The sequence below is a fragment of the Mycolicibacterium nivoides genome (assembly GCF_003855255.1).
Taxonomy (GTDB): domain Bacteria; phylum Actinomycetota; class Actinomycetes; order Mycobacteriales; family Mycobacteriaceae; genus Mycobacterium; species Mycobacterium nivoides.
Map to the genome: position 1 here is coordinate 2,119,164 of NZ_CP034072.1, position 25,915 is coordinate 2,145,078.

General features: G+C 66.6%; 23 protein-coding genes. 16 read left to right on the plus strand and 7 right to left on the minus strand.

Annotation, left to right across the window (positions count from 1 at the left end; translation table 11 throughout):
• Positions 1–70: 70 nt before the first annotated feature.
• Entirely contained in the window at positions 71–400 is a 330-nt protein-coding gene (locus EH231_RS34770) for an Ms4533A family Cys-rich leader peptide (RefSeq protein ID WP_413183183.1), read from the minus strand.
• Entirely contained in the window at positions 303–506 is a 204-nt protein-coding gene (locus tag EH231_RS10055) for a hypothetical protein (protein WP_090431635.1), read from the minus strand. Before EH231_RS10055 ends, EH231_RS34770 begins: the two co-directional genes overlap by 98 nt.
• 115 nt (positions 507–621) lie before the next feature.
• On the opposite strand from EH231_RS10055, the gene EH231_RS10060 reads away from it, so the two are divergent.
• On the plus strand, positions 622–2,652 hold the full coding sequence (locus EH231_RS10060; protein WP_090431637.1) for a glycoside hydrolase family 15 protein: 2,031 nt from the start codon (positions 622–624) through the stop codon (positions 2,650–2,652).
• A 37-nt stretch (positions 2,653–2,689) separates the two neighbouring features.
• On the opposite strand, the gene EH231_RS10065 is transcribed toward EH231_RS10060, so the two are convergent.
• On the minus strand, positions 2,690–3,979 hold the full coding sequence (locus EH231_RS10065) for a thioester domain-containing protein (protein WP_241177921.1): 1,290 nt from the start codon (positions 3,977–3,979) through the stop codon (positions 2,690–2,692).
• Between the two features lie 348 nt (positions 3,980–4,327).
• Here EH231_RS10065 and EH231_RS10070 point away from each other — a divergent pair, with 348 nt between their 5' ends.
• The 14 genes from EH231_RS10070 (at position 4,328) to EH231_RS10135 (ending at position 20,541) form a co-directional block, all read left to right on the plus strand.
• Positions 4,328–5,251 (plus strand): family 2A encapsulin nanocompartment shell protein, encoded by a 924-nt coding sequence (locus EH231_RS10070; RefSeq protein ID WP_044523008.1) that lies wholly within the window; start codon positions 4,328–4,330, stop codon positions 5,249–5,251.
• The gene (locus tag EH231_RS10075) at positions 5,238–7,070 is read left to right on the plus strand and encodes a family 2A encapsulin nanocompartment cargo protein cysteine desulfurase (RefSeq protein ID WP_090431641.1); all 1,833 of its coding nucleotides are present in this window, start codon (positions 5,238–5,240) and stop codon (positions 7,068–7,070) included. Before EH231_RS10070 ends, EH231_RS10075 begins: the two co-directional genes overlap by 14 nt.
• 125 nt (positions 7,071–7,195) lie before the next feature.
• Positions 7,196–7,477, plus strand: coding sequence for an ANTAR domain-containing protein (locus EH231_RS10080; RefSeq protein WP_090431642.1), 282 nt, complete (start codon positions 7,196–7,198; stop codon positions 7,475–7,477).
• Between the two features lie 50 nt (positions 7,478–7,527).
• Positions 7,528–8,889, plus strand: a complete 1,362-nt coding sequence (locus EH231_RS10085) for an NtaA/DmoA family FMN-dependent monooxygenase (protein ID WP_124714235.1) — start codon at positions 7,528–7,530, stop codon at positions 8,887–8,889.
• 59 nt (positions 8,890–8,948) lie between these two features.
• Positions 8,949–10,055 (plus strand): LLM class flavin-dependent oxidoreductase, encoded by a 1,107-nt coding sequence (locus EH231_RS10090; RefSeq protein ID WP_090431644.1) that lies wholly within the window; start codon positions 8,949–8,951, stop codon positions 10,053–10,055.
• Positions 10,052–11,278 (plus strand): GNAT family N-acetyltransferase, encoded by a 1,227-nt coding sequence (locus EH231_RS10095; RefSeq protein ID WP_124712349.1) that lies wholly within the window; start codon positions 10,052–10,054, stop codon positions 11,276–11,278. The genes EH231_RS10090 and EH231_RS10095 overlap by 4 nt, the downstream gene beginning before the upstream one ends.
• A gap of 111 nt (positions 11,279–11,389) precedes the next feature.
• A complete protein-coding gene (locus EH231_RS10100) occupies positions 11,390–13,018 on the plus strand; it encodes a dipeptide ABC transporter ATP-binding protein (protein ID WP_090431648.1) in 1,629 nt (542 codons plus the stop codon).
• Positions 13,015–13,956 carry an ABC transporter permease gene (locus EH231_RS10105; RefSeq protein WP_090431650.1) on the plus strand — a complete coding sequence of 314 codons (942 nt, stop codon included), beginning with the start codon at positions 13,015–13,017 and terminating at the stop codon, positions 13,954–13,956. Before EH231_RS10100 ends, EH231_RS10105 begins: the two co-directional genes overlap by 4 nt.
• The gene (locus EH231_RS10110; protein ID WP_090431652.1) at positions 13,953–14,936 is read left to right on the plus strand and encodes an ABC transporter permease; all 984 of its coding nucleotides are present in this window, start codon (positions 13,953–13,955) and stop codon (positions 14,934–14,936) included. The genes EH231_RS10105 and EH231_RS10110 overlap by 4 nt, the downstream gene beginning before the upstream one ends.
• 29 nt (positions 14,937–14,965) lie before the next feature.
• Positions 14,966–16,735, plus strand: a complete 1,770-nt coding sequence (locus EH231_RS10115; protein WP_124712350.1) for an ABC transporter substrate-binding protein — start codon at positions 14,966–14,968, stop codon at positions 16,733–16,735.
• Positions 16,736–16,829: 94 nt separating this feature from the next.
• Complete coding sequence (locus EH231_RS10120; protein WP_124712351.1) at positions 16,830–18,167, plus strand: LLM class flavin-dependent oxidoreductase; 1,338 nt, start codon at positions 16,830–16,832, stop codon at positions 18,165–18,167.
• Positions 18,164–18,988, plus strand: coding sequence for a methionine ABC transporter ATP-binding protein (locus EH231_RS10125; RefSeq protein ID WP_234927211.1), 825 nt, complete (start codon positions 18,164–18,166; stop codon positions 18,986–18,988). The genes EH231_RS10120 and EH231_RS10125 overlap by 4 nt, the downstream gene beginning before the upstream one ends.
• The gene (locus tag EH231_RS10130) at positions 18,981–19,649 is read left to right on the plus strand and encodes a methionine ABC transporter permease (RefSeq protein WP_234927212.1); all 669 of its coding nucleotides are present in this window, start codon (positions 18,981–18,983) and stop codon (positions 19,647–19,649) included. The genes EH231_RS10125 and EH231_RS10130 overlap by 8 nt, the downstream gene beginning before the upstream one ends.
• 49 nt (positions 19,650–19,698) lie before the next feature.
• A complete protein-coding gene (locus EH231_RS10135; protein ID WP_164480836.1) occupies positions 19,699–20,541 on the plus strand; it encodes a MetQ/NlpA family ABC transporter substrate-binding protein in 843 nt (280 codons plus the stop codon).
• A gap of 58 nt (positions 20,542–20,599) precedes the next feature.
• Here the strand turns inward: EH231_RS10135 and EH231_RS10140 are convergent, their stop codons facing one another.
• Positions 20,600–21,166 carry a class I SAM-dependent methyltransferase gene (locus EH231_RS10140; RefSeq protein WP_124712352.1) on the minus strand — a complete coding sequence of 189 codons (567 nt, stop codon included), beginning with the start codon at positions 21,164–21,166 and terminating at the stop codon, positions 20,600–20,602.
• A gap of 64 nt (positions 21,167–21,230) precedes the next feature.
• Between EH231_RS10140 and EH231_RS10145 the strand changes: the two genes are divergently transcribed.
• Positions 21,231–22,145 (plus strand): zinc-binding dehydrogenase, encoded by a 915-nt coding sequence (locus EH231_RS10145; RefSeq protein WP_090431662.1) that lies wholly within the window; start codon positions 21,231–21,233, stop codon positions 22,143–22,145.
• Between the two features lie 9 nt (positions 22,146–22,154).
• On the opposite strand, the gene EH231_RS10150 is transcribed toward EH231_RS10145, so the two are convergent.
• The 3 genes from EH231_RS10150 to EH231_RS10160 are packed head-to-tail and all read right to left on the minus strand — an operon-like array spanning position 22,155 to position 25,875.
• Entirely contained in the window at positions 22,155–23,390 is a 1,236-nt protein-coding gene (locus tag EH231_RS10150) for an acyl-CoA dehydrogenase family protein (RefSeq protein ID WP_090431664.1), read from the minus strand.
• Complete coding sequence (locus tag EH231_RS10155; RefSeq protein WP_241177922.1) at positions 23,390–24,391, minus strand: GNAT family N-acetyltransferase; 1,002 nt, start codon at positions 24,389–24,391, stop codon at positions 23,390–23,392. Before EH231_RS10155 ends, EH231_RS10150 begins: the two co-directional genes overlap by 1 nt.
• Entirely contained in the window at positions 24,388–25,875 is a 1,488-nt protein-coding gene (locus EH231_RS10160; protein ID WP_090431666.1) for an APC family permease, read from the minus strand. The genes EH231_RS10155 and EH231_RS10160 overlap by 4 nt, the downstream gene beginning before the upstream one ends.
• Positions 25,876–25,915: the final 40 nt, after the last annotated feature.

The following is a 25,915-nucleotide window of genomic DNA, read 5'->3' on the forward strand; positions in this document are numbered from 1 at the left end:
GCGTGGCAGGCGAGAAAAGAGCATCCGGGCACAGGACCGCCACCGACACCAAACCGCGGACGGGTTGGAGTCAGCGACAACAGGCGACGTCAGCAACAGCGCATGAACCCACGGCAATGAGAGCCAAGACATGGCTCTCGGTCTTGCCGGACGCTGAATGCATGGCGCGAAGAATAACAGAATTCCGGCGTCGTGCCCGCCGAGCGATCTGTGTCCGTGTCAGCGGGTCAGCAACCACATCACGATGACCAGGACGACCAGCAGAATCAAGATCAGGGTGACACGTGAGCGTGGCATACCGTTCACTCGGATTCCACCTCGTCTGCCGGGGCGTGGCGCAGTCGGTGCAACCCGGTGATTCCCCAGCCCAGCGCGCCGTCGAGCACCAGCGCACTGCCATAGGCCAGCGCCAGAACCACCGGCATCACGACAGCGGTCTGCACGACGAACGGCAGCCCGGTCAGCCACAGTTCGACGCCGTCCCACCAGTTCAGGATTGCCGCCATGGGGCAAGCGTAGGCGATCGACAAGTGGGCCCGTTATTAGTCCCGTCCCGCCCGTAACATTCGACACGCGTGTCTTGGGTAGACGACACCTGTATCCACGCACGATGATGTGCGGATGGTTCTGCAACACACCGAGCCCACGGATGTCGTCGCGGCACTCGACAAGGCATCGGACACTCCCAAGGCGCCCGAGGCACCGTTGACGGTCACCGCCCCGGTGCCGTACTCGTCCGGCGGGGCACTGCGGAACCCGTTCCCGCCGATCGCCGACTACGGCTTCCTGTCCGACTGCGAGAACACCTGCCTGATCTCCTCGGCCGGATCGGTGGAGTGGCTGTGTGTCCCCCGGCCCGACTCCCCCAGCGTGTTCGGCGCGATCCTGGACCGCAGCGCGGGCCATTTCCGGCTCGGTCCCTACGGCGTGACCGTTCCGGCGGCGCGGCGCTATCTGCCGGGCAGCCTCATCCTGGAGACCACCTGGCAGACCCACACCGGCTGGCTGATCGTGCGCGACGCGCTGGTGATGGGCCCATGGCACGACATCGACACCCGCTCCCGCACACACCGGCGCACCCCGATGGACTGGGACGCCGAGCACATCCTGTTGCGCACCGTGCGGTGTGTCAGCGGCACCGTCGAACTGGTGATGAACTGCGAGCCGGCGTTCGACTACCACCGGGTCAGCGCGTCGTGGGAGTACTCCGGACCGGCCTACGGCGAGGCCATCGCCCGCGCCAGCCGGAACCCGGATTCGCACCCCACACTGCGGCTCACCACCAATCTGCGGATCGGCATCGAGGGCCGCGAGGCCCGCGCCCGCACCCGGCTCACCGAGGGCGACAACGTGTTCGTCGCGCTCAGCTGGTCCAAGCACCCGGCCCCTCAGACCTACGAAGAGGCCGCCGAGAAGATGTGGAAGACCAGCGAATCATGGCGGCAATGGATCAACATCGGCGACTTCCCCGATCACCCGTGGCGGTCGTACCTGCAGCGCAGCGCGCTGACGCTCAAGGGCCTGACCTACTCGCCGACCGGCGCCCTGCTGGCCGCGCCCACCACGTCGCTGCCGGAAACCCCTCACGGCGAACGTAACTGGGACTACCGCTATTCGTGGATCCGGGATTCCACCTTCGCGCTGTGGGGTTTGTACACACTCGGCCTGGACCGGGAAGCCGACGATTTCTTCTCGTTCATCGCCGACGTCTCCGGCGCCAACAACGGCGAACGGCACCCGCTGCAGGTGATGTACGGGGTCGGCGGCGAGCGCAGCCTGGTCGAGGAAGAACTGCACCACCTCTCGGGTTACGACAACGCCCGGCCCGTGCGCATCGGCAACGGCGCCTACAACCAGATGCAGCACGACATCTGGGGCACCATGCTCGATTCGGTGTACCTGCACGCCAAGTCGCGCGAGCAGATTCCCGAGGCGCTGTGGCCGGTGCTGAAGAACCAGGTCGAGGAAGCCATCAAGCACTGGAAGGAACCCGACCGGGGCATCTGGGAGGTGCGCGGCGAACCGCAGCACTTCACCTCAAGCAAGATCATGTGCTGGGTGGCACTGGACCGTGGTTCGAAGCTGGCCGAACTGCAGGGCGAGAAGAGCTACGCGCAACAGTGGCGCGCGACGGCCGAGGAGATCAAGGCCGACATCCTGGCTCGCGGGGTCGACTCCCGCGGCGTGCTGACCCAGCGGTACGGCGACGACGCACTGGACGCGTCACTGCTGCTGGCGGTGTTGACTCGGTTCCTGCCCTCGGATGACCCGCGGGTACGGGCCACGGTGCTGGCGATCGCCGACGAACTCACCGAGGACGGCCTGGTGCTGCGCTACCGGGTCGAGGAGACCGACGACGGCCTGTCCGGCGAGGAGGGCACCTTCACCATCTGTTCGTTCTGGCTGGTGTCCGCTTTGGTCGAGATCGGCGAGGTGAGCCGGGCCAAGCATCTGCTGGAGCGGTTGCTGTCGTTCGCCAGCCCGCTGCATCTGTACGCAGAGGAGATCGAGCCACGCACGGGCCGCCACCTGGGCAACTTCCCGCAGGCGTTCACCCACCTGGCCCTGATCAACGCCGTGGTGCACGTCATCCGGGCCGAGGAGGAGTCCGACAGTTCCGGGGTCTTCCAGCCCGCCAACGCGCCGATGTAGGCCGGAGGCCTACGTTCTACAGATGTAGCCGCTACAGCTAGGCGCTGCGGGTCAGCGTGTCCGTCGACACGGCGCCGAACTGGACGTCGAACTCGACCTCCAACTGGGCCGGGGTCACCAGTACCACCGGCGTGAGTCCGCTCGCAGTGCCGCTCCCCGGGGACTGGGCGATCGCTGTGATCACGCGCCCGCCGAATCCGTCCGGGGTGGCCGGGACGCGCACGGTCAGCGTGACCTGATCGACGCCCGGGGGCACCCGCAGAAAGAACTCGTCACCGGGTTGCACCGCGCCGCTCAGTTCCCGGCCGGCGCGATCGACGACGACCCCGTGCGACACCTCGAGCGCCGCACTGTCGGTGGCCCGCAACCGGAACGGCCCGATCACCCCGGCCTCGACCACCGCCTCCTCGGCCGACAATGCGGGGGACGTCGTGGCCCGCCGGGCCGCCCGGGCCCCGGCGGTCAGATAGTTGTACAGATGCACCACGCGGTCGGAGTTGGCGTACGCGCCAGAACCGTTGAGCCAGAACCGGATATCGGTGACCCGAACCAGCGCGTCACGATCGGACAGGACGGCCAGCCGGTAGTACCGGTAGCCCTCCGGCCCGCGGCCGGGCCGGGTCGAGGACACCGTGCTGCCGACGCCGAGAGTCCGGCGATGCGTGCCACGGCCCGCGGCGATATTGAGTCCCGAGGCCGCCACGTCCTCCCACAGCACGCCGTCGTTCGACTTCTGCAGCACCAACGACACCGCGGCGGTCGATTCCAATTCGACCGTGTAGCCGCCCAACTGGGGAGCCCCGTCGAAGTCGAACACGATGCCGTCGGCATCGGGGTAAGCCCTCGCCGGTTCGTTGCGCGCCCGGTTGTCCAGCGCCAGCCCGTTGGTGAACAACCAGATGGCCGCCTGAGTGGCCGCGATCGCCTCGTGTTCGGCCAGGTTGGCCGACCCCAGCGGCACCCCGGCCGCCCGCACCCGGCGGCTCAACTCGGCCGTGCCGAGGGTGGGAAACGAGTTGCGGACGATCCAGTCCACCTCGGCCTCATAGGACCGGGCGCGCAGGTTGCGCACCGCCGACCACGTGGCGGCCTCATACCGCGACGGTCGGGTGGGCGCGATGCCGGCGAAGTCCAGCGAGTAGGCCTCGACGTTGGGATTGAGCCTGATCAGATCGGTGCGAGCCGAGGTGCCGTCGGTGAACACCACGGTGTCCACGGTGTGCGAATAGGTGCCACCGCGATACCGGGTCATCGTTACCGGGTCGGTCCGGCGGGGACGTATCCGGGTGCGTACGGCCACCGGGCCGGACACCCCCTGGGAATCCATTGGGAGTTCGCCGCGGGAATCAGCAACAGACAGGACAGACATGACGGGTTGACTTTCTTGAAGGCCGGATACGCGCGCATCAACGCACCGCGAGAAAGGCGGGCGGACGACGCAGAGGAGGGCGTCAGAAAATCAACAACAACAACGCACGTCGAGGCAGCGCACGATGGCGACGCGCAGCGATTCGACGTGTTGCATGGGGCCCACCATACGGCAAGTGGACAGCAATGCCCAGTTCACATCGTGGTGACAGATTTGAATCGTCCGCGCACTAAACACTGTCGTGGACAGATTTTGGCCGTATCGTTGCCGCCCACACTCACATTCATCGGTTGGAGGTAGGACCCCGTGACGTCCGCACAGAACGAATCACAGGCACTCGGCGATCTCGCCGCCCGCCAGCTGGCGAATGCCACCAAGACCGTTCCCCAGCTGTCCACCATCACCCCGCGGTTCCTGCTGCACCTGCTGAGCTGGGTGCCCGTCGAGGCAGGCATCTACCGGGTCAACCGGGTGGTCAACCCCGATCAGGTGGCGATCCACTCGGAGGAAGGCGCGGGCACCGAAGAGCCGCTGCCCGAGACCTACGTCGACTACGAGACCAGCCCGCGCGAATACACGCTGCGCTCGATCTCGACGCTGCTCGACGTGCACACCCGGGTGTCGGACCTGTACTCCAGCCCGCACGACCAGGTCGCCCAGCAGCTGCGGCTGACCATCGAGACGATCAAGGAGCGCCAGGAGTTCGAGCTGGTCAACAACCCCGAGTACGGGTTGCTGTCGCAGGTGACGCCGGAGCAGACCATCCAGACCCTGCGCGGCACTCCCACCCCCGATGACCTGGATTCGCTCATCACCAAGGTGTGGAAGACCCCGGCGTTCTTCCTTACCAATCCGCTCGGAGTGGCGGCGTTCGGCCGCGAGGCCACCCGCCGCGGGGTGCCGCCGCCAGTCGTCAGCCTGTTCGGCGCCCAGTTCATCACCTGGCGCGGCATCCCGATCGTGCCCTCGGACAAGGTTCCCGTCGAGAAGGGCAAGACCAAGTTCATCCTGGTGCGCACCGGCGAGGAGCGTCAGGGCGTCGTCGGCCTGTTCCAGCCGGGACTGGTCGGCGAGCAGGCCCCGGGCCTGTCGGTGCGCTTCACCGGCATCAACCGGTCGGCGATCGCGTCCTACCTGGTGACCCTGTACTCGTCGCTGGCTGTGCTCACCGACGACGCGCTGGCGGTCCTCGAGGACGTCGGAGTGGACCACTTCCATGAGTACAAGTGAGTTCGAGCCGCTAGGCCCAGAAGGACGGGCAAGCGATCAGCCGTTCACTGAAGCCGAACTGGCCGCGCTGGCCACCCAGCTGTACGCGACCAGCATCCGGCCCGGGCCCGACAGCCCGCCCGCGGCCACACAGGTCGCCCCGCGCGGGGTGGCACCGGATACCACCTCGGCGGCGTCGGCGGGCTCAGCCGCGGCCGGCCTGGCACATCCGGGCACTCCGGCCGAGTTCGTGTCGGTGCCGGAGGTTTTCGTTCCGGCACCGAGCACACCTGAGCCGGAAGGCATTCCGGGCGTGGTCCCGGTAGCGCCCCGCGGTGGTGCGGCCAGTCCCATCGCCCCCATCGGTGGGCTGGAGGCGTTCGCGGTCCCCACGGGCCTGGTCCCGAAGGTGCCCGGCGTGCTGGCAAGCGCTCCCCCGTCGGCACCGGTGGCGCCCCGTGGATCGGCGCCGACGTGGCCGGGCGCGGTGCCGGACGTACCGCATCTCGGGTGGTCGGACACGCCGGCAGTTTCCGAGGATGCGGGGAGCTACTACTTCCTGCAGGCTCCTACCGATCCCGTTGCAACCGAGCCGGTCCCGGCAATCCAAGACGACCACGAGATCTTCGACGTCAACGCGATCCGCGCGGACTTCCCGATCCTGCGGGAGACCGTCAACGGCAAGCCGCTGATCTGGTTCGACAACGCCGCCACCACCCAGAAGCCCCAGTCGGTCATCGACCGGCTGTCGTACTTCTACGCGCACGAGAACTCCAACATCCACCGGGCCGCCCACGAACTGGCGGCCCGCGCCACCGATGCCTATGAGGACGCGCGGGAATCGGTGCGCCGCTTCATCGGCGCGGCGAAGGCCGAGGAGATCATCTTCGTCCGCGGCACCACCGAGGCGATCAATCTGGTGGCCTACGCATGGGGCGGCAAGCATCTGGGCCCGGGTGACGAGATCGTCATCACCCACCTCGAGCACCACGCCAATATCGTGCCGTGGCAGCTGATCTCACAGCAGACCGGCGCGGTGCTGAGGGTGGCGCCGGTGGACGACGCGGGCAACCTGTTGCTCAGTGAGTTCGAGGATCTGCTCGGGCCCCGGACGAAACTCGTTGCCGCCACGCAGGTGTCCAACGCGCTGGGCACGGTGACCCCGGTCAAGACCATCGTCGAGCTCGGGCACCGCTACGGCGCCAGAGTGCTGATCGACGGGGCCCAGTCCATTCCGCACATCCCGATCGACGTGGCCGAACTCGGGGCCGACTTCTTCGTGTTCTCCGGCCACAAGATCTACGGACCCACCGGAATCGGTGCCCTGTACGGCCGCGAGGACGTGCTCGCCGAAACCCCGCCGTGGCAGGGCGGCGGCAACATGATCGCCGATGTCACCCTGGACCGGTCGTTGTATCAGGGCCCGCCGAACAAGTACGAGGCCGGCACCGGCAACATCGCCGACGCGGTCGGACTCGGTGAGGCACTGCGGTACGTGGAGCGGGTCGGTATCGAACGCATCGCGGCCTACGAGCACGCGTTGCTGGAGTACGCCACCCCGCGACTGGCCGCCATCCCGGGCGTGCGACTCGTCGGAACCGCCGACGAGAAGGCGAGCGTGCTGTCGTTCGTGCTGGCCGGGCATGAACCGCTGGAGGTGGGCAAGGCGCTCAACGCCGAGGGCATCGCGGTGCGGGCCGGGCATCATTGCGCCCAGCCGATCCTGCGTCGCCTGGGCCTGGAAGCCACGGTGCGACCGTCGTTCGCGTTCTACAACACCTTCGAGGAGATCGACGTGTTCATCGACGCGGTGCGCCGGATCGCCGAGGGCTCACCCTAACTGCGCGAGCAGACGTAAAACTGCCCCAAATCCGATGATTTGGGGCAGTTTTGCGTCTGCTCACGGGAGAAATCACCGTGCGCCGATCTCTGGATCCACCGTTGCCGGCACGGCACCATCGGACCATGAGCTACAACCGCCTCCGTGCAGACGACACCTCACGCATCAAGATCGACGTGGCGATCGGTGTTCTGGTCGCCCTGCGCGGTTGCGCGCCCGATCAGGCGTTCGCCGAGCTGGTGCGGGTGGTGCAGCGCACCGGCATCGGAATCGGCAGCATCGCACGGGCGTTGGTCGACCTCGCCGGTGGCAGATCGGGCACCACGGCCGAATATGCCGAGGCCTTCAACGCCTGGGGTGAACTGCTGGCGCAGGCCCGGCGGGTGCCGGTCAACACCGCCCAGTGACCGCGCAGTCGCCGGCCACCGATGGGCCGATCATCCTCAACGGTTTCTCGATGGACGCGGTCTCCCACGTCAACTACGGCCTGTGGCGCCACCCCCGCGACCAGACCCACCGCTACAACACCATCGCCTATTGGCTCGAGCTGGCATGCATCCTCGACGAGGGGCGGTTCGACACGTTCTTCCTCGCCGATGCGGTCGGCCTGCTCGACACTTACGGCGGCAGCGCGGCCACATCGTTGCGGACGGGCACTCAATCTCCGCTGAGCGATCCGCTGTTACTGGTTTCAGCCCTCGCCGCGGGAACCACGCATCTCGGATTCGGTGTCACGGTGTCGACCACCTACGAGCATCCGTATCTGCTGGCCCGCAAGTTCACGACCCTGGACCATCTCACCGGCGGCCGAGTGGCCTGGAACATCGTCACGTCCCAACTCGACAGTGCCGCACGCAATCTGGGCCTGGACACCCAGATTCCCCACGACGAGCGCTACGAGCGCGCGGACGAGTTCCTCGACGTCGCCTACAAGCTGTGGGAGGGGTCCTGGGAGGACGACGCCGTGGTGCGCGACCGTGACCGCAACGTCTACACCGATCCGGGCAAAGTGCACGGGATCGCCCACCGCGGACGGCACTTCAGCGTGCCCGACGCCCACCTGTCCGAGCCGAGCCCGCAACGCACCCCGCTGCTCCTACAAGCCGGCGGCTCGCCGCGTGGCCAGCACTTCGCCGCCAAACACGCCGAAGTGGTGTTCGTGGCCGGGGCCGACGCCCCCGGAATCCGGCGCAACGTCGAAACCATCCGCGGGTTGGCGGCCCACTACGGGCGCGATCCCGACTCCCTGAGCTTCGTCAGCGCGCTGTCGGTGGTGGTGGACGACACCGCGGCGGGCGCCGCAGCCAAACTCGCCGACTATCAACGGTATTTCGATGTCGAAGGGGCGTTGGCGCACTACTCGGCGAGTACCGGCGTGGATTTCTCCGGTCAGGACCTCGACACCGTGATCGGCCACCACGACACCGATTCGAACCGCTCGCTGCTGTCGATGTTCGCCGACGCCGACAAGGCCTGGACCCTGCGCCGCGCACTGGCCCCGGACACGGGATTCGGCCGGTCCCACACCCTGGTCGGGGATGCCCCATCGGTCGCCGACCAGTTGGAGCAGTGGTTGCGCGACACCGGAACACAGGGCATCAACCTGATCCACATCGTCAATCCGGAGAGCTATCGGGACTTCGCCGAACTCGTTGTGCCCGAGCTGGACCGGCGCGGTCGGGTGCGCCCCACACCGGCCGCCCCGGCCACTCTTCGCGGCAGGATCGGCGGGCGGGCCAGGGTGCGCGACGATCACCCGGCGGCACGCTACCGGGACGCCCTGTCCGCCGACGCGAGCCGCCAGACGCGGACGGGTTAGATTCACGGCTGGTTTATCGGTTGTCTGCGGCCGGCTCCGGTGGCAGCGTTGCCAGGCTGATGAGCATTCACCTGCACTGGTACCTACCCACCAACGGAGACAGCCGCGATATCGTCGGGTCCGGCGACGATTCGCACCTGGCGGTCGGTCCGTCGTCCAGCAGAATCCGGCCACCGACAATCGAATACCTGACCGAAGTCGCCCGCACGGCAGAACTTCTCGGCTTCGAAGCGGTACTGACGCCCACCGGGACCTGGTGTGAAGACGCCTGGATCACCACAGCGGCGCTGAGCCAGGCCACCACCCGCCTCAAATTCCTGGTGGCGTTCCGTCCCGGATTCATCTCGCCCACGCTGGCGGCGCACCAGGCCGCGACCTTCCAGCGCATCTCCGGTGGACGGCTCCTGCTGAACATCGTCACCGGTGGCGACCCGGTGGAACAGGCCCGCTTCGGTGACCACCTCGGCCACGACGAGCGGTACCGGCGAACCGGCGAGTTTCTCAACGTGGTGCGCGGTGTCAGCACCGCCCCGGCGGGAGCCGCCTTCGACTTCGACGGGCAGCACTACCGAATTTCCGGCGCCCGCATCGACTTCGGCGACTGGGATCCGCCGCAGATCTTCTTCGGCGGTGCCTCACCGGCGGCAGAGGAGGTCGCCGCCCGGTATGTCGACACCTATCTGGCCTGGGGCGAGACGCCGGCCCAGATCACCGAGCGGCTGCAGCGGTTGCGGGCCCGTTCAGCGGCTCACGGCCGGACCCTGCAGTTCGGTATCCGGCTGCACGTGATCAGCCGGGACACCTCGGAACAGGCGTGGGCACATGCCGAGCGGCTACTGGGCGCGATCAGCGAGGAGCGGATCAGATCCGCTCAAGAGGTGCTGGCCCGCACCGAATCGGTGGGACAACAACGGATGACCGCGCTGCATGAGGGCAGCACGGCCGACCTTGAGATCTCCCCCAACCTGTGGGCCGGCTACGGCCTGGTCCGCGGCGGTGCGGGCACCGCGCTCGTCGGCAGCCACACCGAGGTCGCCGACCGCATCAGCGAGTACCACGATCTGGGCATCGACCACTTCATCCTGTCCGGGCAACCCCATGTCGAGGAAGCCTTCTGGTTCGCCGAGGGCGCCGGATCCATTCTGAGAGAACGGGGTCTGGTGTGAGCCGCGGCAGCACCGACATCCGGGTGCTCGACACCGAACAGGATCTGACCAAGGCGCTCAACGTGTTCCGGGCCGCGATGGTCGGTTTCCCGCAGCTGACCGGGTTGTCCTCGGGACGTATCCACCAGATCCTCGAGCCGGGACGCACGTTGGGGGCGTTCGTCGGCGGAGAACTGGCCGGCACCACCGACTCGGCGTCCAGCTCGCTCACCCTGCCCGGCGGCAAGATCGTGGGCCACGCGGCGGTGACCCACGTCGGCGTCCTACCGTCGTATACCCGGCGCGGGATCGCCACCGACCTCATGCGCCACCAACTTCGCGATATTCGTGACCGCGGTGAGGCGGTGGCGACACTACGGGCCTCAGAGGCCACCATCTACGGGCGTTTCGGATACGCCGTCGCCAGCTTCTCCACCACCGTCGAAGTGCTGACCAGACGGGCCGGCTTGCGGCCGGGCGTCGGCCACGGCGGGCCGGTCCGGCTGATCGGACCGGACGAATCCTGGCAGCTGTTACCGCAGATCTTCGCGGTCAACCGTCCCGAACGACCGGGCACCATCGACCGTCCGGCGGTGTGGTGGCAGTCCCAGCGGCTACGGGCCGAGAGTTCCACCGGGCCCAGTTATGTCGCGGTCCACGGTGAACCGGGGTCTGAAACGGGGTTCGTCAGGTACCACCCGGTGGAAACCGAGACATGGTTCGTCAGCGAGCAACGAACCGTGGTGGTGGATGATTTCTTCGCCCCCACCGACGACGCATACCTGGGCCTGCTTCGCTACCTTCTCGACCTCGACCTCATCGACCGCCTGGTCTTCCAGATGCTGCCGACCGATGACCCCCTGCCCTGGCTGCTCACCGACCGGCGCGCGGCGCGGGTCGCCGGTACCCGCGACGAGACCTGGCTGCGGGTCATCGACGCCCCGGCTGCCCTGGGCGGCCGCAGTTACCCCGACCAGGGAGAGCTCACCCTTGAGCTGGACGACCCGCTGCTGCAGGAGAATTCCGGAACCTATGCGATCTCGGCGGGAGGCGCGCAACGCGTGGAAGGACCGGCGCAGCTGGAAGCCGGCACCGGCGCGGTGGCGGCGGTGCTGCTGGGTGCCGCGTCGTGGCGCGCCCTCGCGCTGAGTGGATTGGTGAGGGTCAACGACCCGACCGCGCTCGCCACCGCGGACCGCCTGTTCAACGTTCCGGTGCAGCCGCACACCGGGATCTACTTCTGACGTGGAGTTGAGTGCCGATAACTTCGGACTGATCGAAACCGTTGTCCACCAGATCATCCTGGCAAAGGATGTTCCTCATGAGATCGGCGCCCGCGCAGCAACACACGCACGATGACGCTGTTTGACGTCACCGATCTCGCCGTCACACTTCACACCGGTAACCGGGCTCGCGGTCGGCGAGCGGTGAGGGCGGTCGAGCGGATCAGTTTCTCGGTCGAGCCCGGCCAGACCGCGGCCATCGTCGGTGAATCCGGTTCCGGTAAGAGCGTTTCACTGCTGGCGGCCACCCGCCTGCTCGGGCCGCAGGCCGAGGTCACCGGTTCGGTTCGATTCGCCGGCCACGATCTCCTCGGGCTGCGGGAGAAGGTGCTGCGCCGGATCCTCGGCAAAGATATCGGTTTCGTGTTCCAGGACCCGCAGAGCAATCTGCACCCGTTCAAGACCATCGGTCACCAGATCGACGAGGTATTGCGGATCCATACCCGGACGGGTCGCGGGCAGCGGCGCCGGCGGGTCGAGGAGCTGCTGGACGAGGTGGGCATCGCCGATCCCTCCGGTGCCTTCAGCAGCTATCCCGCAGAGTTCTCCGGCGGAATGCGCCAGCGGGCAATGATCGCGATGGCCATCGCGCTGAATCCGGCGCTGCTCATCGCCGACGAGCCGACCACCGCGCTCGACGTGAGCGTGCAAGCCGACATTCTGAGCCTGCTCAAACGGCTGCAGCGCGAGCATGGCACCGCGATCCTGTTCGTCAGTCACGACCTGGGCGTGGTGCACGAGATCGCTGACACCGTCACCGTCGTCAAGGACGGACGGGTGGTGGAAAGCGGTCCACGAGAAAGGATCTACGAACAGCCCCAGGAGCAGTACACCCGCGACCTGTTGTCGGCATCGCTGCTGCACACCGTGGATACCGGCCACCTGGCGCGGGCGGTCGAACCAGCCGGTTCGGCCGAACCCCTGCTGTCCGTGCGTGGCCTGCGCAAGAGTTATCCCACCCGGAGCCGACGGGAGCGCCGGACCGTGGTGGATGCGCTCGACTTCACCATCGGGCCCGCTGAGATCGTCGGCCTGGTCGGTGAATCGGGTTCCGGTAAGTCGACGGTCGGGCGGATCGTCGCCGGGCTGCAGTATGCCGATTCCGGTGAGATCACGTTGTCCGGAGCGCGTTTCCCGACCGGGTTCGGCGACGGCGTACCGGCCTTGCCCCCCGCTGCGCGCCGTGACGTGCAGCTGGTGTTCCAGGATCCCTACTCCAGCCTGAATCCGCGCCGTACGGTGGCCCGGTCTCTCGCCGAACCGCTGCGGGCGCAGCGGGTTGACGAGGCCGCCATCGCCGCCCGGGTGCGGCGCGCGGCCGACGACGCGAAGCTGTCCCGTTCGCTGCTGGACCGCTACCCTGCCGAATTGTCCGGTGGACAACGGCAGCGTGCCGCGATCGCCCGGGCACTGGTCTTGCAGCCCCGGTTGATCGTCGCCGACGAGGCCTTGTCCTCCCTGGACGTCACCACCCAGAGCGAGATCATTTCGCTCGTCCGCCAGCTTGTCCGGGAGCAGCACACCGCATTCCTGTTCATCACTCACGACCTGGGCGTGGTGTCTTCGATCGCACACCGGGTGATCGTGCTGGGACCGGACGGGGTGCAGGAAAGCGGCGTCACCTCCGAGGTCTTCGCGAACCCACGCTCGGCCTATACCCGCAAGCTGCTCGACGCGATCCCACGTCTGAAGGCCTCATGACCGATCTGCTGTTCAAACCGTCTGTCGCCATTGGCATCCCGGAACCCGTACGCCGCGGTCGGCTGCACTCATTCCTGCGTGACCCCGGCCTCGTGGTGGGTTCGGCCCTGGTCGGCCTCGTCCTGCTGGCCGCACTCGTGGCACCCCTGATCGCCGCCGCTGTGGGCCACGGCCCCAATGAACAATTCCCCGATGAAACTCTCGACGCGGCCGGGCTGCCGATCACCGGTGGACACGGATTCCTGTTGGGGGCCGACGGGAGCGGTCGAGATGTGCTCATCCGCACGCTCTACGGGGCGCGGGTGTCCCTGGCCATCGGGATTCCCGCCACCACCATCGCCATGCTCGTCGGACTCGTGGTGGGGCTCACCGGAGGGTACTTCGGCGGCCGGATCGACGCCGCGCTCTCCGAGGTGACCAACATCGCGCTGGCTTTTCCCTTTCTGGTGACGGCACTCAGCGTGGTGACGCTCAACCGCGGCACGGCCGGCTCGACCGTAGTTGACCCGATCATCGTGGTGATCGGCATCATCGCGCTGTTCTCGTGGACGTATTTCGCTCGACTGGTGCGCAATTCGGTGGTCGAGATCAAGTCCAAGCCGTTCGTGCTCGCCGCGATCGGCGCGGGCAGTTCACCGACCCGGGTGATCCTGCGCGAGATCCTGCCGAACATCGCACCGACCGTCGTCATCTACTGGGCCGTGCAACTTCCGATCAACATCATCGCGGAGGCATCGTTGTCCTACCTCGGCGTCGGGATCAGACCGCCCACACCGAGCTGGGGCACGATGATCGCCAACGCCCAGGATTCCGCGCTCTACCAGACTCAGCCGCTGATGCTCATCGCCCCCGCGGGGGCACTGTTCCTCACCGTGCTCGGCTTCAACGTGCTCAGCACGGCGCTGCGCAATCGCTTCGACCCGGGTGCCGCCCGATGACGCGAACCCTGCTCTGGCGTTCGGCACGCATGGTGCTGACGGTGTTCGCCGTGGTACTGGTGACGTTCGGGCTCACCAAGGTCGCCTACCAGAACCCGGCCCGGATGTTGGCCCCGGAGAACGCGTCCCAGCAGACCGTCGATGCCATCGCCAACAGCCTGCGGCTCAACGACCCCTGGTTCGTCCAGCTCTGGCATTACGTTGTGCGCGGTCCGGAGATCAAGGGAACACCCACCGGATTGCTGAACTGGCCGCCGAGCCTCGGGTACTCGTACCGAGAACAACGTCCGGTCACCGATCTCATCCTGGAGAAGATCCCGGCCACGCTGAGCCTGGCCGTCGGTGCACTGGTGTTGTGGATCGCCTTGTCGATCCTGCTCGGAGTCTACGCAGCTCGTTCGCCCGGCAGCGTGTTCGACGCCGTCACCTCCGGGTTCTCCTACGTGTTCTTGTCGATCCCGACCTTCGTCACCGGCGTGATCCTGTTGTTCTTGCTGTACTACCAGCTCTCCCTGGCCGGCCTGAAGTGGTTTCCCAGTGGCGGGTACGTGGCGTTGACCGCCTCACCCACCGAGTGGGCCCGGCACCTGCTGCTGCCGTGGCTGACCCTGGTGCTCGCCGAGCTCGGCCTGTTCCAGCGGGTGGTTCGCGCCTCGGTCCTGGAGGTCGCCAACAAGGACTACATCCGCACGGCACGCGCGAAAGGAGTAGCCCCACATGGGGTTTACTTCAACCACGCCCTGTCGGCAGCACTCAATCCGATCCTGACCCTCGGCGCCATCGAGTTCGCCGCGATACTGGGCGGCGCCATCATCACCGAGCAGATCTTCGGTCTCGACGGGGTGGGGCGTCTGGCCGTCAGTGCCGCGAACAACGGGGATGCGCCCGTCGTGATCGGCTGCACCTTGCTCGGCGCTGTCATCTTCGTCGTGTCCACATTCGTCATCGACGTCATCACCGCAGCCCGCAGCGGCAAATAGGCCGTCCCACAACACAAATGAGGAGCACAATGAGCACACCACGGACAGTGGTCGGCGCCTTGATCACGACGACCGCACTGCTCGTCGCCGCATGCGGTACCGACAAGGGCGAGTCGGCATCGCCGACCGACCCCAACAGCCTCTACGGCGGGACGCTGCAGATCGCCTCCGTCGGTGACGTCGACGCACTCGACCCGCTGATCGCCTACTCTGCCGAATCCTGGCAGGTGATCCGGGCGACCACCCGCCAGCTGGTCACCTATTCCGGCAACAAGGAGAGCATCGGCAAGGACACCCAGGTGGTCCCCGATCTCGCTGAGAGCTGGGATGTCAGCCCCGACGGCAAGACCTACACCTTCCACCTGCGCGACAACATCAACTACTCGGGCGCCGCGACCCGGCCGATCACCGCGCAGGATTTCGTGTACGCGGTGAAGCGCTTCCCCGACCCCAACGCCCAGGTCAGCGCCATCACCTACTACAACGCACTGTTCGACGGGTTCAAGGAATACGCCGATGAGTTCGCCAAGGTTCCCACCGGCGATCTGGCCGCGGTCAAGAACTTCATCGATACCCACCAGATCAGCGGACTGAAGGCCCTGGACGACAAGACATTACAACTCACCCTGACCCGGCCGGCCAGTGATGTCCTCGACATCCTCACCCTCAACTTCGTCACCCCGCTGCCCGAGGAAGTGGTGTCGAAGTATTTCGCCGACAGCCTGGAGTTCCGCAAGAACTACGCCTCCAGCGGCCCGTACTTCATCGAGTCCCTCGATCCGGGCAAGCAGCTGACCCTGGCCAAGGTGCCCGAATACCACTCCGACGGCGATCCGCGAAAGGCATACGCGGACAAGATCGTCTTCGACACCACGGTCAGCTCTGCCGACGCGGCCTCCCAGCAACTGCAGACCGGCACCGCCGATATCGGGCTGTACGTCCGCGCCTATCCGGCCAATGTCATCGCCCAGTACAAGACGACCGCCCCGGACCAACTGCACACCTCGGCCAGCGGCTCGGCGATCTTCATCAGTCAGAACAACCCTGCCGATCCGAAAACCCCTGCGCAGGAGGCATTCAAAGATCTGCGGGTGCGACAGGCGTTCAACTACTCGCTGAACCGGGCCGACGTGGTCCGTGGGCTCGGCGGCCCGGACTCCGCGATCCCCAGCAATGAGATCCTGACCTCGACGATCGTCGGGTACACCGGGAAGAACCCCTACCCCACCCCGGAAGACAAGGGCGATCCGGAGAAGGCCAAGGCCTTGTTGGCCGAGGCCGGCAAGGCCGGCCTGCCGGTCAACGTGGCATACCGCAACAATCCGGAGTTCGAGAAGATCGCCACCTCGGTGCAGACCGCTGCGGCCCGGTCCGGGATCAACGTCACGCTCACCCCGATCGCGGCCGACAGCTGGGGCGCCTTCGACGCGTTCCTCAGCGACAAGTCCAAGCTCGGCCAATGGGATCTGGCCATCACCAACTGGACTCCGGACTGGCAGGGCAACAGCGCCCGCATGACCCTGGGCGGCTGGCTGGATTCGGACTTCGCCCCCGGCGGCACCTGGAACGGCGTCACCTACCACAACCCCAAACTCAACGAAGCCGTCAACCGCGCATTCGCCGCCAAGGATCCGACCGCCGACTGGCAGGAAGCCAACACGATCGCAACCGAGGATCTGGCCTGGTTCCCGTTGATCGAGCGGGTCAAGACCGTCCCGACGTCTGACCGGGTCACCAACTGGACCTGGCAGTCACTCGGGAACAACGCCGACATCACCAATATCGCCGTCAACGGGTAGCGCATCTCGCCGGCTGTCGCACCACCTCGAATTGAATTGAGCTGAACTCTTGGTCACCCCTGCACGAAAACGCCTCATCCTCAACGGTTTTGTCATGCCGACGGTCGGACACCTGTCCCCCGGACTCTGGCGGCATCCCGATGACGAGGCACACCGCTACCTCAAGCTGTCGTACTGGACCGATCTGGCCCGACTGCTGGAGTCCGGTGGCTTCGACGCGCTGTTCATCGCCGACGTGCTCGGCCCCATCGAGGTGTATCAAGGCAGCCACGACTCAGCGTTGCGCAATGCCACACAGATGCCGGTGAACGATCCGATCCTGGCGGTGTCGGCCATGGCGGCGGTGACCGAGCACCTGGGGTTCGGCGTCACCGCGTCGACGTCGTACACCCAGCCGTACCTGCTGGCCCGCAGCTTCTCCACGCTCGACCACCTGACCGACGGCAGGATCGCCTGGAACGTCGTCACATCCATGGTCGACAGCGCCGCCAGAAATCTGGGCCTGGACAAGCAATTCGACCACGACGACCGGTACAACCGGGCACAGGAGTTCCTCGACGTCACGTATCAACTCTGGGAAGGCTCGTGGGAGGACGACGCGGTGGTACGCGACCAGGCCGCCGGCGTCTACACAAACCCGGCGAAGGTGCATTCCATCGGCCACGTGGGTTCGTACTACCGCGTGCCCGGCCCGCATCTGTGTGAGCCGTCCCCGCAGCGCACTCCGGTGATCTTCCAGGCAGGTGCCTCGGCCCGAGGCCGCGAGTTCGCGGCCCGCAACGCCGAATTGGTCTTTCTCGGCGGGCGGGACGCCGCCGAGATCGGCCGCAGCGTGGCCGCCGTCAAGGATTTGGCAGCCAAGTTCGGGCGCAACCCGGATGCCATCAAGTTCGTCACCTCGGTCACGGTGGTGACCGCGGCCGATGAGCGGTCCGCCGCCGCGAAGTACCGCGATTACCAGTCGCACGGGAGCATCGAGGGTGCGTTGACCCTGTTCTCGGCCTTCACCGGAATCGACTGGTCTCAACACGATCTCGGCGAGATCATCACCCAGCGCGACACCAACGCATCGCAGTCCACCCTGGCGACCGGACAAGGACGCACGCTGCGTGAGGTTGCCGAATCCATGACGCTCGGCGGCCTGCACCCGACCATCGTCGGGTCGCCGCAACAGGTAGCCGACCAATTGGAAAGCCTGGCCGATGAAGCCGATCTGGACGGGTTCAACATCGCCTATGCCGTCAGCCCCGGCTCGTTCGCCGACTTCATCACCTACATCGTTCCCGAGCTGCGCTCGCGCGGTCGACTCGACACGTCCTATCGACCCGGCACATTGCGCGAGAAGCTCAGCGACAACGGGACGGCCAGACTTGCCGCGGATCATCCGGCGGCGCGATACCGCACCGAACTACCCATCGCGGCCCAGCAGTGAGCAGGGCCGCCACCACACCACTGCTCGATGATCGGCCCGTCGGCGAATCGGTGGTGCGCCTGCAGGACATCACGAAAACCTATCCACATCACGAGCACGGACGGTTCACCGCACTCGATGGGGTGAACCTCGACATCGGACGCGGCAGCGTGCACGGCATCGCAGGCTTCAGCGGCGCAGGCAAGTCGACACTGCTGCGCAGCATCAACCTGCTGGAGCGTCCCGATTCTGGTGCGGTGCTGCTCAACGGTGAAGATCTCACGTCGCTACCCGAGAAGGTGTTGCGGGAGAGGCGCCGCAAGGTCGGGATGATCTTCCAGGAGTTCAACCTGCTCGCCAACCGAACGGTGCTGGAGAACGTCGAATTGCCGTTGCGGCTGGCCAAGATCGGCACTCGGTTGCGCCGCGAGCGCGCCGCGGCGGCGCTCGCGGCCGTGGGTCTGGCCGACAAGGCGGGCGGATATCCCGAGAAGCTCAGCGGCGGCCAGAAACAACGCGTGGGCATCGCCCGGGCACTGGTCACCGAACCGGATGTGCTGTTGTGCGACGAGGCGACATCGGCACTCGACCCGCGGACCACCGACGAGATCCTGGAACTGCTGCGGGGAATCAATGCCGAACGCGGCATCACGATCGTCGTCGTCACCCACGAGGTGCACGTGATCAACGCGGTGTGCGATCGCGTCTCGGTGATGGAACAGGGCCGGGTCGTCGAAGACTTCAGGCTCGGCACGCCGATCCGGCCGCAGTCACCGATCGCCCGCTATCTGTTCGGGCTGGCCGAACGCCCCACGCGGGGTTGGGAGGTTCTCGGTGATTGAGAAGATCCACTCCGTACTACCCGAAATCGGGTTGGCGACCGCTCAGACCGCCTACATGCTGGCGCTGACGTTGGTGATCGCGCTCGTCTTCGGCGGGGCGTTGGGCGTATGGCTCTACGTCGTGCGGCCCGCCTCACTGGCCCCGAAAAGGTCGCTGTACATCGTGCTGGACGCGGTCGTGAACTTCGTGCGGTCGTTTCCGTTCCTGATCCTGTTGGTCTCGGTCATCCCGTTCACCCGGTTCGTCGTCGGCACCGCAATCGGCACGACGGCCGTCGTCGTGCCGCTATCCATCAGCGCCATACCGGAATTCGCGCGCCTCGTAGAACAGGCGCTACTAGACGTCCGGGCCGGCGTTGTCGATGCGGGACGCGCATTCGGCGGCGGACGACTTCAGATCATCCGCCATGTTCTGCTCGTCGAGGCCCGTCCGGGATTGATCAACGCCTTCACCATCCTCAGCGTGATCTACCTATCGGCCACCACGGTGGCCGGGCTCGTCGGCGGCGGAGGGCTGGGCAACTTCGCCATCACACACGGCTACTACCGCTACGAACCGATGGTCATGGTCGCCACCGTTCTGGTGATCATCGTGTGGGTCCAGCTCATCCAGACCATCGGCAGCTTCTTCGTGCGCCGCACCGACAAGCGCCGGCGCTGATCCCGGTTCACCCGGATCCGATCCCAAGTAGGGCAAGTAAGGAATGAGAATGAAAAGACACACACCACACCGGTCGATCCTCACGTCGAGCCTGCTCGCGTTGTCCCTGCTGATCGTCTCAGCATGCAGCCAGGTGACGGGCCTGTCCAGCGGCGGCAGCGATGACAAGACCATCAAGTTCGTCTCGACGAACATCGCCCTCTACGAGGACACCACGAAGGTGCTTGCCGACGAGGTGGCCAAGCACGGTTACAAACTTGACTACAAGTTCATCACCGACGGTCCAGAGCTCAATGCCGCCGTAGAGAGCGGCGAAGCCGACGCCACATACCACCAGCATCAGGCCTACCTGGACTACTACGACCGCCAGTTCGACGGTCACCTGGTCGCGGCGTTCGATGCGTTCGTCGATCCGAGCGGTCTGTTCTCCAAGAAATGGAAATCCATCCAGGACCTGCCCAACGGTGCGCTGGTCACTGCACACGTCGATCCGTCCAACTACTACCGGCCGTTCCTCATGCTGGCCGACGCGGGTCTGATCAAGCTACGGCCCGGTGTCGATCCGCTCTCGATCACCGAGAAGGACATCGTCGAGAATCCGAGAAACATCAAGATCCAGGGCCTGGACTACGCCCTGCTGCCCAAGGCGCTGGATGACGCGGACGCGGGCTTCCTCTACGGATCCCAGGCCGCCGACATCGGTATCGACTTCAGCACCGCACTGGTCACCGAAACCAAGCAGAATCAGTCGCCCGACGTGATCGCCGTCAAGGACGGGCAGCAGAACAGCGAGAAGATCCAGGCGCTCAAGGAGGCCTATCAGTCCGACGCGATCAAAGAGCAGCTGGTGAAATCCTTCGGCGGCAAGCAGGTGGTGCTCCCCGCGTGGTGAGAATCTGATCGCGCGCACGTGGGGCCGGGCCGATTCCGATCGGTCCGGCCCTGCGGCGTCACCGGCCAGACACGGCCGGGCCCGGGAGGCGTGCCAGCAGCCAGGCCTCGCCGTCGCCCTCCCCCGCCGCCAACACGTCGAGCTCGGTGAAGGCGGAGACAAGCTCACCGGGAGCGGCCCGGAACCGTCCCGGTGCCGCGCCGACCTCGCTGAGGACGCAGATCGCCAGCAATCCGCCTGGGGCCAAGCGTTTGACGACCGTGTCGTCGAGTCGACTGTCGCGGAACCGGTGACAGACGATCACATCCACCGGCGGACCCGGCGGCAGACCGTCGTCGAGGTCGACCACATCGAAACGGCAGCGGGAGGCGACGCCGCACCGTGCCGCCAGCTCCGTGGCCTGCTCGATGGCGATCGCAGACACGTCGATCCCCCAGACATCCAGACCGCGCCGGGCCAGCCATACCGAGCCGAGTCCCTGGCCGCAGGCGAGGTCGAGCGCTGTTCCGCGCACCGGAAAAGCGTCGGTGTGGGCGGCGAAGGCGGGTGGCGGCGTGGGTTCGCCGGCCGGCCCACGGCGGCTGGAGTACGTCGCGTCCCACCGGATGCGGTCATCCTCGCTCACCTCGCCAACCCTACGGAATCACCGGAAAGGGAATAGCGGCGATACAGCTGGGGTTGGCCACTTCATGCGAGCCATCGTCTACGACCCGCACGCCCCCGCCAAGCTACGGTTCGACGAGGTGGCTGAGCCGCCGGCAACCGAATCTCAGGCGCTGATCGACGTCCATGCGATCGCTCTGAACTTCGGCGAAGTGCACTTCATCGATCACATGCGCCGCCCGGGCGAGGTTCCTGGATGGGACAGCGCGGGTGTGGTCGCACGGGCCGCGGCAGACGGGTCCGGCCCGCCCGTCGGTACCCGGGTGGTCGGCTTCAGCGGTGAATCCGGCTGGGCGGAGCGGCGCGCGGTGTCGACCGAGAATCTCGCCGAGCTTCCCGAGTTCGTCGAATTCGAGGAAGCCGCCGCGCTGCCGGTGGCCGGCGTGACCGCATTGCAGGCGCTGCGGGCCCTCGGCCCGGTACTTGGCCGGCGGGTGCTCATCACCGGTGCCTCCGGAGGCGTCGGCCGGTTCGCCGTGCAACTGGCAGCCCGGGCCGGTGCACACGTGGTGGCCACGGTCGGCAGCCCCGCGCGCGGTGAGGGTCTCGAGGAACTGGGCGCGGCCGAAGTCGTCGTCGGGCTCGACACCGTGACCGAGCCGGTCTTCGGCGTGCTCGACAACGTCGGCGGGAAGCTCTTGGCACAAGCCTTCAGCCTGGTGTCCGACGGCGGGTCGGTGCAATCGATCGGGATGGCCTCCAACGAGCCGACCACGATCAACTTCGAAGCGGAACGGCGCCGCGGCAACCGGAAGCGATTGGAGCCGTTCACCGTCCGGGCACCGTTTCAGGCGGACCTGGATTACCTGCTGACCCTGTTGGCCGACGGTGAGCTGGACCCGCAGATCGGGTGGCGGGACACGTGGGACAACATCGCCACGGCAGCCCAGGCCCTGCTCGACCGCAAGGTCGCGGGCAAGGCGGTGCTGCGGGTCGGCTGACCCGCAGCCTCAGTTGCCCTGCCCGCCGCGTCCCCGGGACGCCAGGTCGGCCACCGGATCCTTGCCGTTGATGAACCAGTCCCCGAGAATCCGGGCCTTGTAGACCACCGGATTGTGGGACGCCAGCGTACGCGCATTGCGCCAATGCCGGTCCAGGCCAAGCTCTTCGGATACCCCTGAGGCACCGAGGGCGTCGAACAGCCGGGTGGTGGCCCGCAATGCGGCACCGATGATCACCAGCTGCGCCTGCGTCACCGCGACTTCGGCTTCGATCAACAACTGACGGGCGTGGTCTTCACCTCCGGCCAGTCGGCCGGCGACGATCCGGTCCAGGGTGCGTGCGCTGACGCCCAGCGCCGCCTCCGCGCCGAAGGCCTCGGCCGAAAGCTCACCGATGACCTGCAGTAGCTGAGGGTCCTGAGCCGGCACCTCGGCCAGACCCTGCGGATAGTTGCGCTTGCGGTCCTTCAGCGCCGCCGACGCGTCGCGCTGAGCTGCCTTGGTGATGCCGGTGAGTACCGCCAGCATCGCGGTCTGATAGAAGTGCGCCTGGTAGCTGAACCGTTCCGCTGCGGGGAACACGTTGCCACGCTCGGCGCGGGCCAGTTCATAGTGGGCCGAACCACTCGCGGTGGTGCGCTGGCCGAATCCTCGCCAGTCGTCGGTAAGGGTCACTCCCGGATCATCGGCACGCACCAGCGCCGTCCACAACTCACCGTCGTCACCCCGGCCGAGCACATCGAGCCAGTCCGCGTACAGGCTGCCGGTCGCATAATATTTCGCGCCGCTCACCAACCAGTGGTCATCCTTGGCGATCACCGTGGTGGCCAGGTTGGCCAGTGTGACGTTGTTGGCCTCGGTCCAGCCGCCGCCGACGAATTCGCCTGCCAGGAAACGTTTGATCCAGGCGTTGTTGTCTTCCGACACCGGCGCGTTGAGGCGATCCTCGACGAAGGCCAGGTGGTTGCGCCAGATGTGGGCGACGTTCGGGTCCGCCGCCCCCAACTCGGCCAGCAACAGGAAGGTCTGCTCCAGCGACGCACCGAACCCGCCTTGCTCGGCCGAGATCCGCAGGGTGCCGAACCCGGCGTCGCTGAGCCAGCGCACCTGCTCATGCGGGAACACCCGGTCGGCCTCACGCTCCCGATTCCCCTCGGCGATCCGATCGAAGATCGGCGCGAACACCGATCGAAGCTCAGCGTCATAGCCCGTCGGGCGCTTCAGATAGGTACTAGCCGTTGTCATTACAAATTCTCCTCGGCGTCGATTCGATACGCGTACTCGTCGCGGACAGTGCGATAACCCAACCGCTGATAGAGCAGGTGGGCATTGCTGGCATTGGCGATGTCGGTGCCCAACGAGGCATGGGTGAATCCCCGCCGCAGCGCCGCCAGCCAGAGCTTTCGCAGCAGCAGTTCCGCGGTTCCGGCCTTGCGGCGGTCCGCGCGTACACCGATGTAGTCGGTATGGGCGCTGCGGATCTCGTCCGCGCCGGTTCCCGATGTGTAGGTGGAGCCGAGCACGTACCCGACCACCACACCGTCGTCATCCACCGCGGCCAGGCTGAAATCCGGGGTGAACGCTCGGCTGGCCAGGTGATGTTCCCAGCGCTGCGGGGTCTTCGACATGTTCCCGAAATGCTCGCGAAAGGTGTCGAATTGCACCTGTCGGACCTGCTCGGCGAGACCTTCCGCCAGGACCTGTGGCCACGACAGGATCGTGATCGACTCGATCCCTGCCTCGGCCAGCGCGACAGGATCCTCGTCGCGCAACGACTTTCGGGTGCTGGCGAATTGGCGCTCTTGGCGCGCTCCCCGGGCGAGCAGGGCATCGATCGTCACTGCCTGGTCGGCACCGATGAACACCCGTAGGTAGGCGCCCGGCACGGCCACCCGGCCGAACCGATCGACAGTGTCGTCGACGATCGCCCGCACCGTCCCGGCTGGGGCGTGCGGACCGAATACGAAGTCCCCCAACACCTCCGGTTCCGCACCGTCCGGTCGGTGCAGGGCTGTGTATCCGGCCACCGCACCGTCCTCATCGAGGAGAACGACCGCCGAGCCGGGATACGCGCCGTCGAGTTGTTCTGCGATATCGCGGGAATCGGCGGCGAACTTGCGTCCACCGAGCCCCGGCGTGGTGGCCAGGAAGTCGGCGATCAGCGGGTGGTGTCGTGGGGTTACCTCCGCGACGGTCCAACCGGTGACATCCGACGCTGCGGACGGGCTGTCATGGATCAGCGTCACGGCGTCACGCCCGCGTCGAGCAGTCGCTGCTGTTCCTCGGGCGAGACGCTCTGGATGGTGCCGATCCGGTTGGCCACCTCAGGACGGGTCCGCTTGAGGTACCAGTACCAGGACAGCCCGGCCAGCAGAATGGCGCCGAACACGAAAGGCAGGATGTTGAAGGGGAACTCGGGCACCGGGTAGAAGTTGCTGACGATCACATACCCGAGGCCGATGGTGGCCGCGACCGCGACGGCGAGCCGCCGCGGGGTCAGGGCACCGATCTTGCGAAGCCAGATCGGCGTGGCGATGACCACCAGCAAGTAGCTCACCAGGAAGCCCCAGTTGGCCACGTAGCCGCCGTACACGTCGAACACCAGCCGGCCCGCGGAGCTGAACGTGGCCGTGATCGAGAACGCGAGGGCCAGGATCCCGACGAACACCACACCGGCCCACGGCGTCTTGTAGGTCGGGTGCACCTTGGTGAACACGTGCGGCAGGGCGCCTTCGTGGGCGAAGGTGAACAACGAGCGCGCGGCGGCGGTGGTGACCGCGGTGACGAACACGATGAACGCGACCGCAACGGCACCGCTCACGACCTGGTTCACCCACTCCACCCCGACACTGGTGGCCAGCTGCGGCAGCACGGCCTTGTCCCCGTCGATCTCGCCGAAGTGCAGGATCTGCGGGTACGTCGCGAAGATGTAGAGGGCCCCGATCAGGATCACCACACGCAGAAGGGATCTGGCGATGTTTCGGTGGGCGTCCTTGGCCTCGGCGCCCAGCGAGGCGACGCTTTCGAAGCCGGCGTAGGAACCCACCGCCGTGACCGCCGCGATGAATGTGGCACTGGACCCGAGATGCTGGGGGTTCCACTGCTCCCAGTCGATGCGGAACCCGTAGCCGATGTAAGAGGCCACGATGATCACCAGGATCGACGCGATGGCGAGCAATTCGAAGGCCAGCTCGTATTTGGCGGCCAGTGAAACCCCCCGGTACGGCAGGTACACCGCGACGCCGACCACCACGATCACCAGTAGCAGGCGGAACCAGACCGCTTGGGATCCAAGGCCGATCGACTCCAGGAACGCGTCGAGGTACAAGACCCCACCGAGGGTGCCGGTGGTCGCGAAACCGATGTAGCCGAACAGCAGGCTGAACCCGGCGGCGAAGGCGAAGCCGGGGCCCAGACCGTTACCCGTGTAGGTCCCCAGCGATCCGGACGACACCGTGCGCTTGGCCTGGAAACTGATCGTGATGGCGACCAGCACCACGATGGACAGGCCGATCACCGCGGCCCACGCCGCACCCTTGCCCGCCGCCACGAACAGCGAGAACGGCACGACGGCCAGGGCCACGCTGGGTGCGGCGGCCGCCAGCCCCTGGGCGAACACGCCCCACGGGCCGAGTGCGCCCGATTCCAGCCCCGTCGACTCCGCCGCAATCAGCGTGCGGCCTCCGGCCTCCGTCGGCGGGTGCGTCTTCGGATCGTCTGTAGTAGTCACGGCAATGTCCCTTTCTGACCGCGACGCCTCCCGTCCGTGA

What these genes read in the sequence shown, in the direction of transcription:
- EH231_RS34770 (WP_413183183.1), bottom strand. Translation starts at nt 400, where the DNA reads ATGGCAGTGCGCTGGTGCTCGACGGCGCGCTGGGCTGGGGAATCACCG.
- EH231_RS10055 (WP_090431635.1), bottom strand. Translation starts at nt 506, where the DNA reads ATGGCGGCAATCCTGAACTGGTGGGACGGCGTCGAACTGTGGCTGACC.
- EH231_RS10060 (WP_090431637.1), top strand. Translation starts at nt 622, where the DNA reads ATGGTTCTGCAACACACCGAGCCCACGGATGTCGTCGCGGCACTCGAC.
- EH231_RS10065 (WP_241177921.1), bottom strand. Translation starts at nt 3,979, where the DNA reads ATGGATTCCCAGGGGGTGTCCGGCCCGGTGGCCGTACGCACCCGGATA.
- EH231_RS10075 (WP_090431641.1), top strand. Translation starts at nt 5,238, where the DNA reads ATGAGTACAAGTGAGTTCGAGCCGCTAGGCCCAGAAGGACGGGCAAGC.
- EH231_RS10080 (WP_090431642.1), top strand. Translation starts at nt 7,196, where the DNA reads ATGAGCTACAACCGCCTCCGTGCAGACGACACCTCACGCATCAAGATC.
- EH231_RS10085 (WP_124714235.1), top strand. Translation starts at nt 7,528, where the DNA reads ATGGACGCGGTCTCCCACGTCAACTACGGCCTGTGGCGCCACCCCCGC.
- EH231_RS10090 (WP_090431644.1), top strand. Translation starts at nt 8,949, where the DNA reads ATGAGCATTCACCTGCACTGGTACCTACCCACCAACGGAGACAGCCGC.
- EH231_RS10100 (WP_090431648.1), top strand. Translation starts at nt 11,390, where the DNA reads ATGACGCTGTTTGACGTCACCGATCTCGCCGTCACACTTCACACCGGT.
- EH231_RS10105 (WP_090431650.1), top strand. Translation starts at nt 13,015, where the DNA reads ATGACCGATCTGCTGTTCAAACCGTCTGTCGCCATTGGCATCCCGGAA.
- EH231_RS10110 (WP_090431652.1), top strand. Translation starts at nt 13,953, where the DNA reads ATGACGCGAACCCTGCTCTGGCGTTCGGCACGCATGGTGCTGACGGTG.
- EH231_RS10115 (WP_124712350.1), top strand. Translation starts at nt 14,966, where the DNA reads ATGAGCACACCACGGACAGTGGTCGGCGCCTTGATCACGACGACCGCA.
- EH231_RS10120 (WP_124712351.1), top strand. Translation starts at nt 16,830, where the DNA reads ATGCCGACGGTCGGACACCTGTCCCCCGGACTCTGGCGGCATCCCGAT.
- EH231_RS10135 (WP_164480836.1), top strand. Translation starts at nt 19,699, where the DNA reads ATGAAAAGACACACACCACACCGGTCGATCCTCACGTCGAGCCTGCTC.
- EH231_RS10145 (WP_090431662.1), top strand. Translation starts at nt 21,231, where the DNA reads ATGCGAGCCATCGTCTACGACCCGCACGCCCCCGCCAAGCTACGGTTC.
- EH231_RS10150 (WP_090431664.1), bottom strand. Translation starts at nt 23,390, where the DNA reads ATGACAACGGCTAGTACCTATCTGAAGCGCCCGACGGGCTATGACGCT.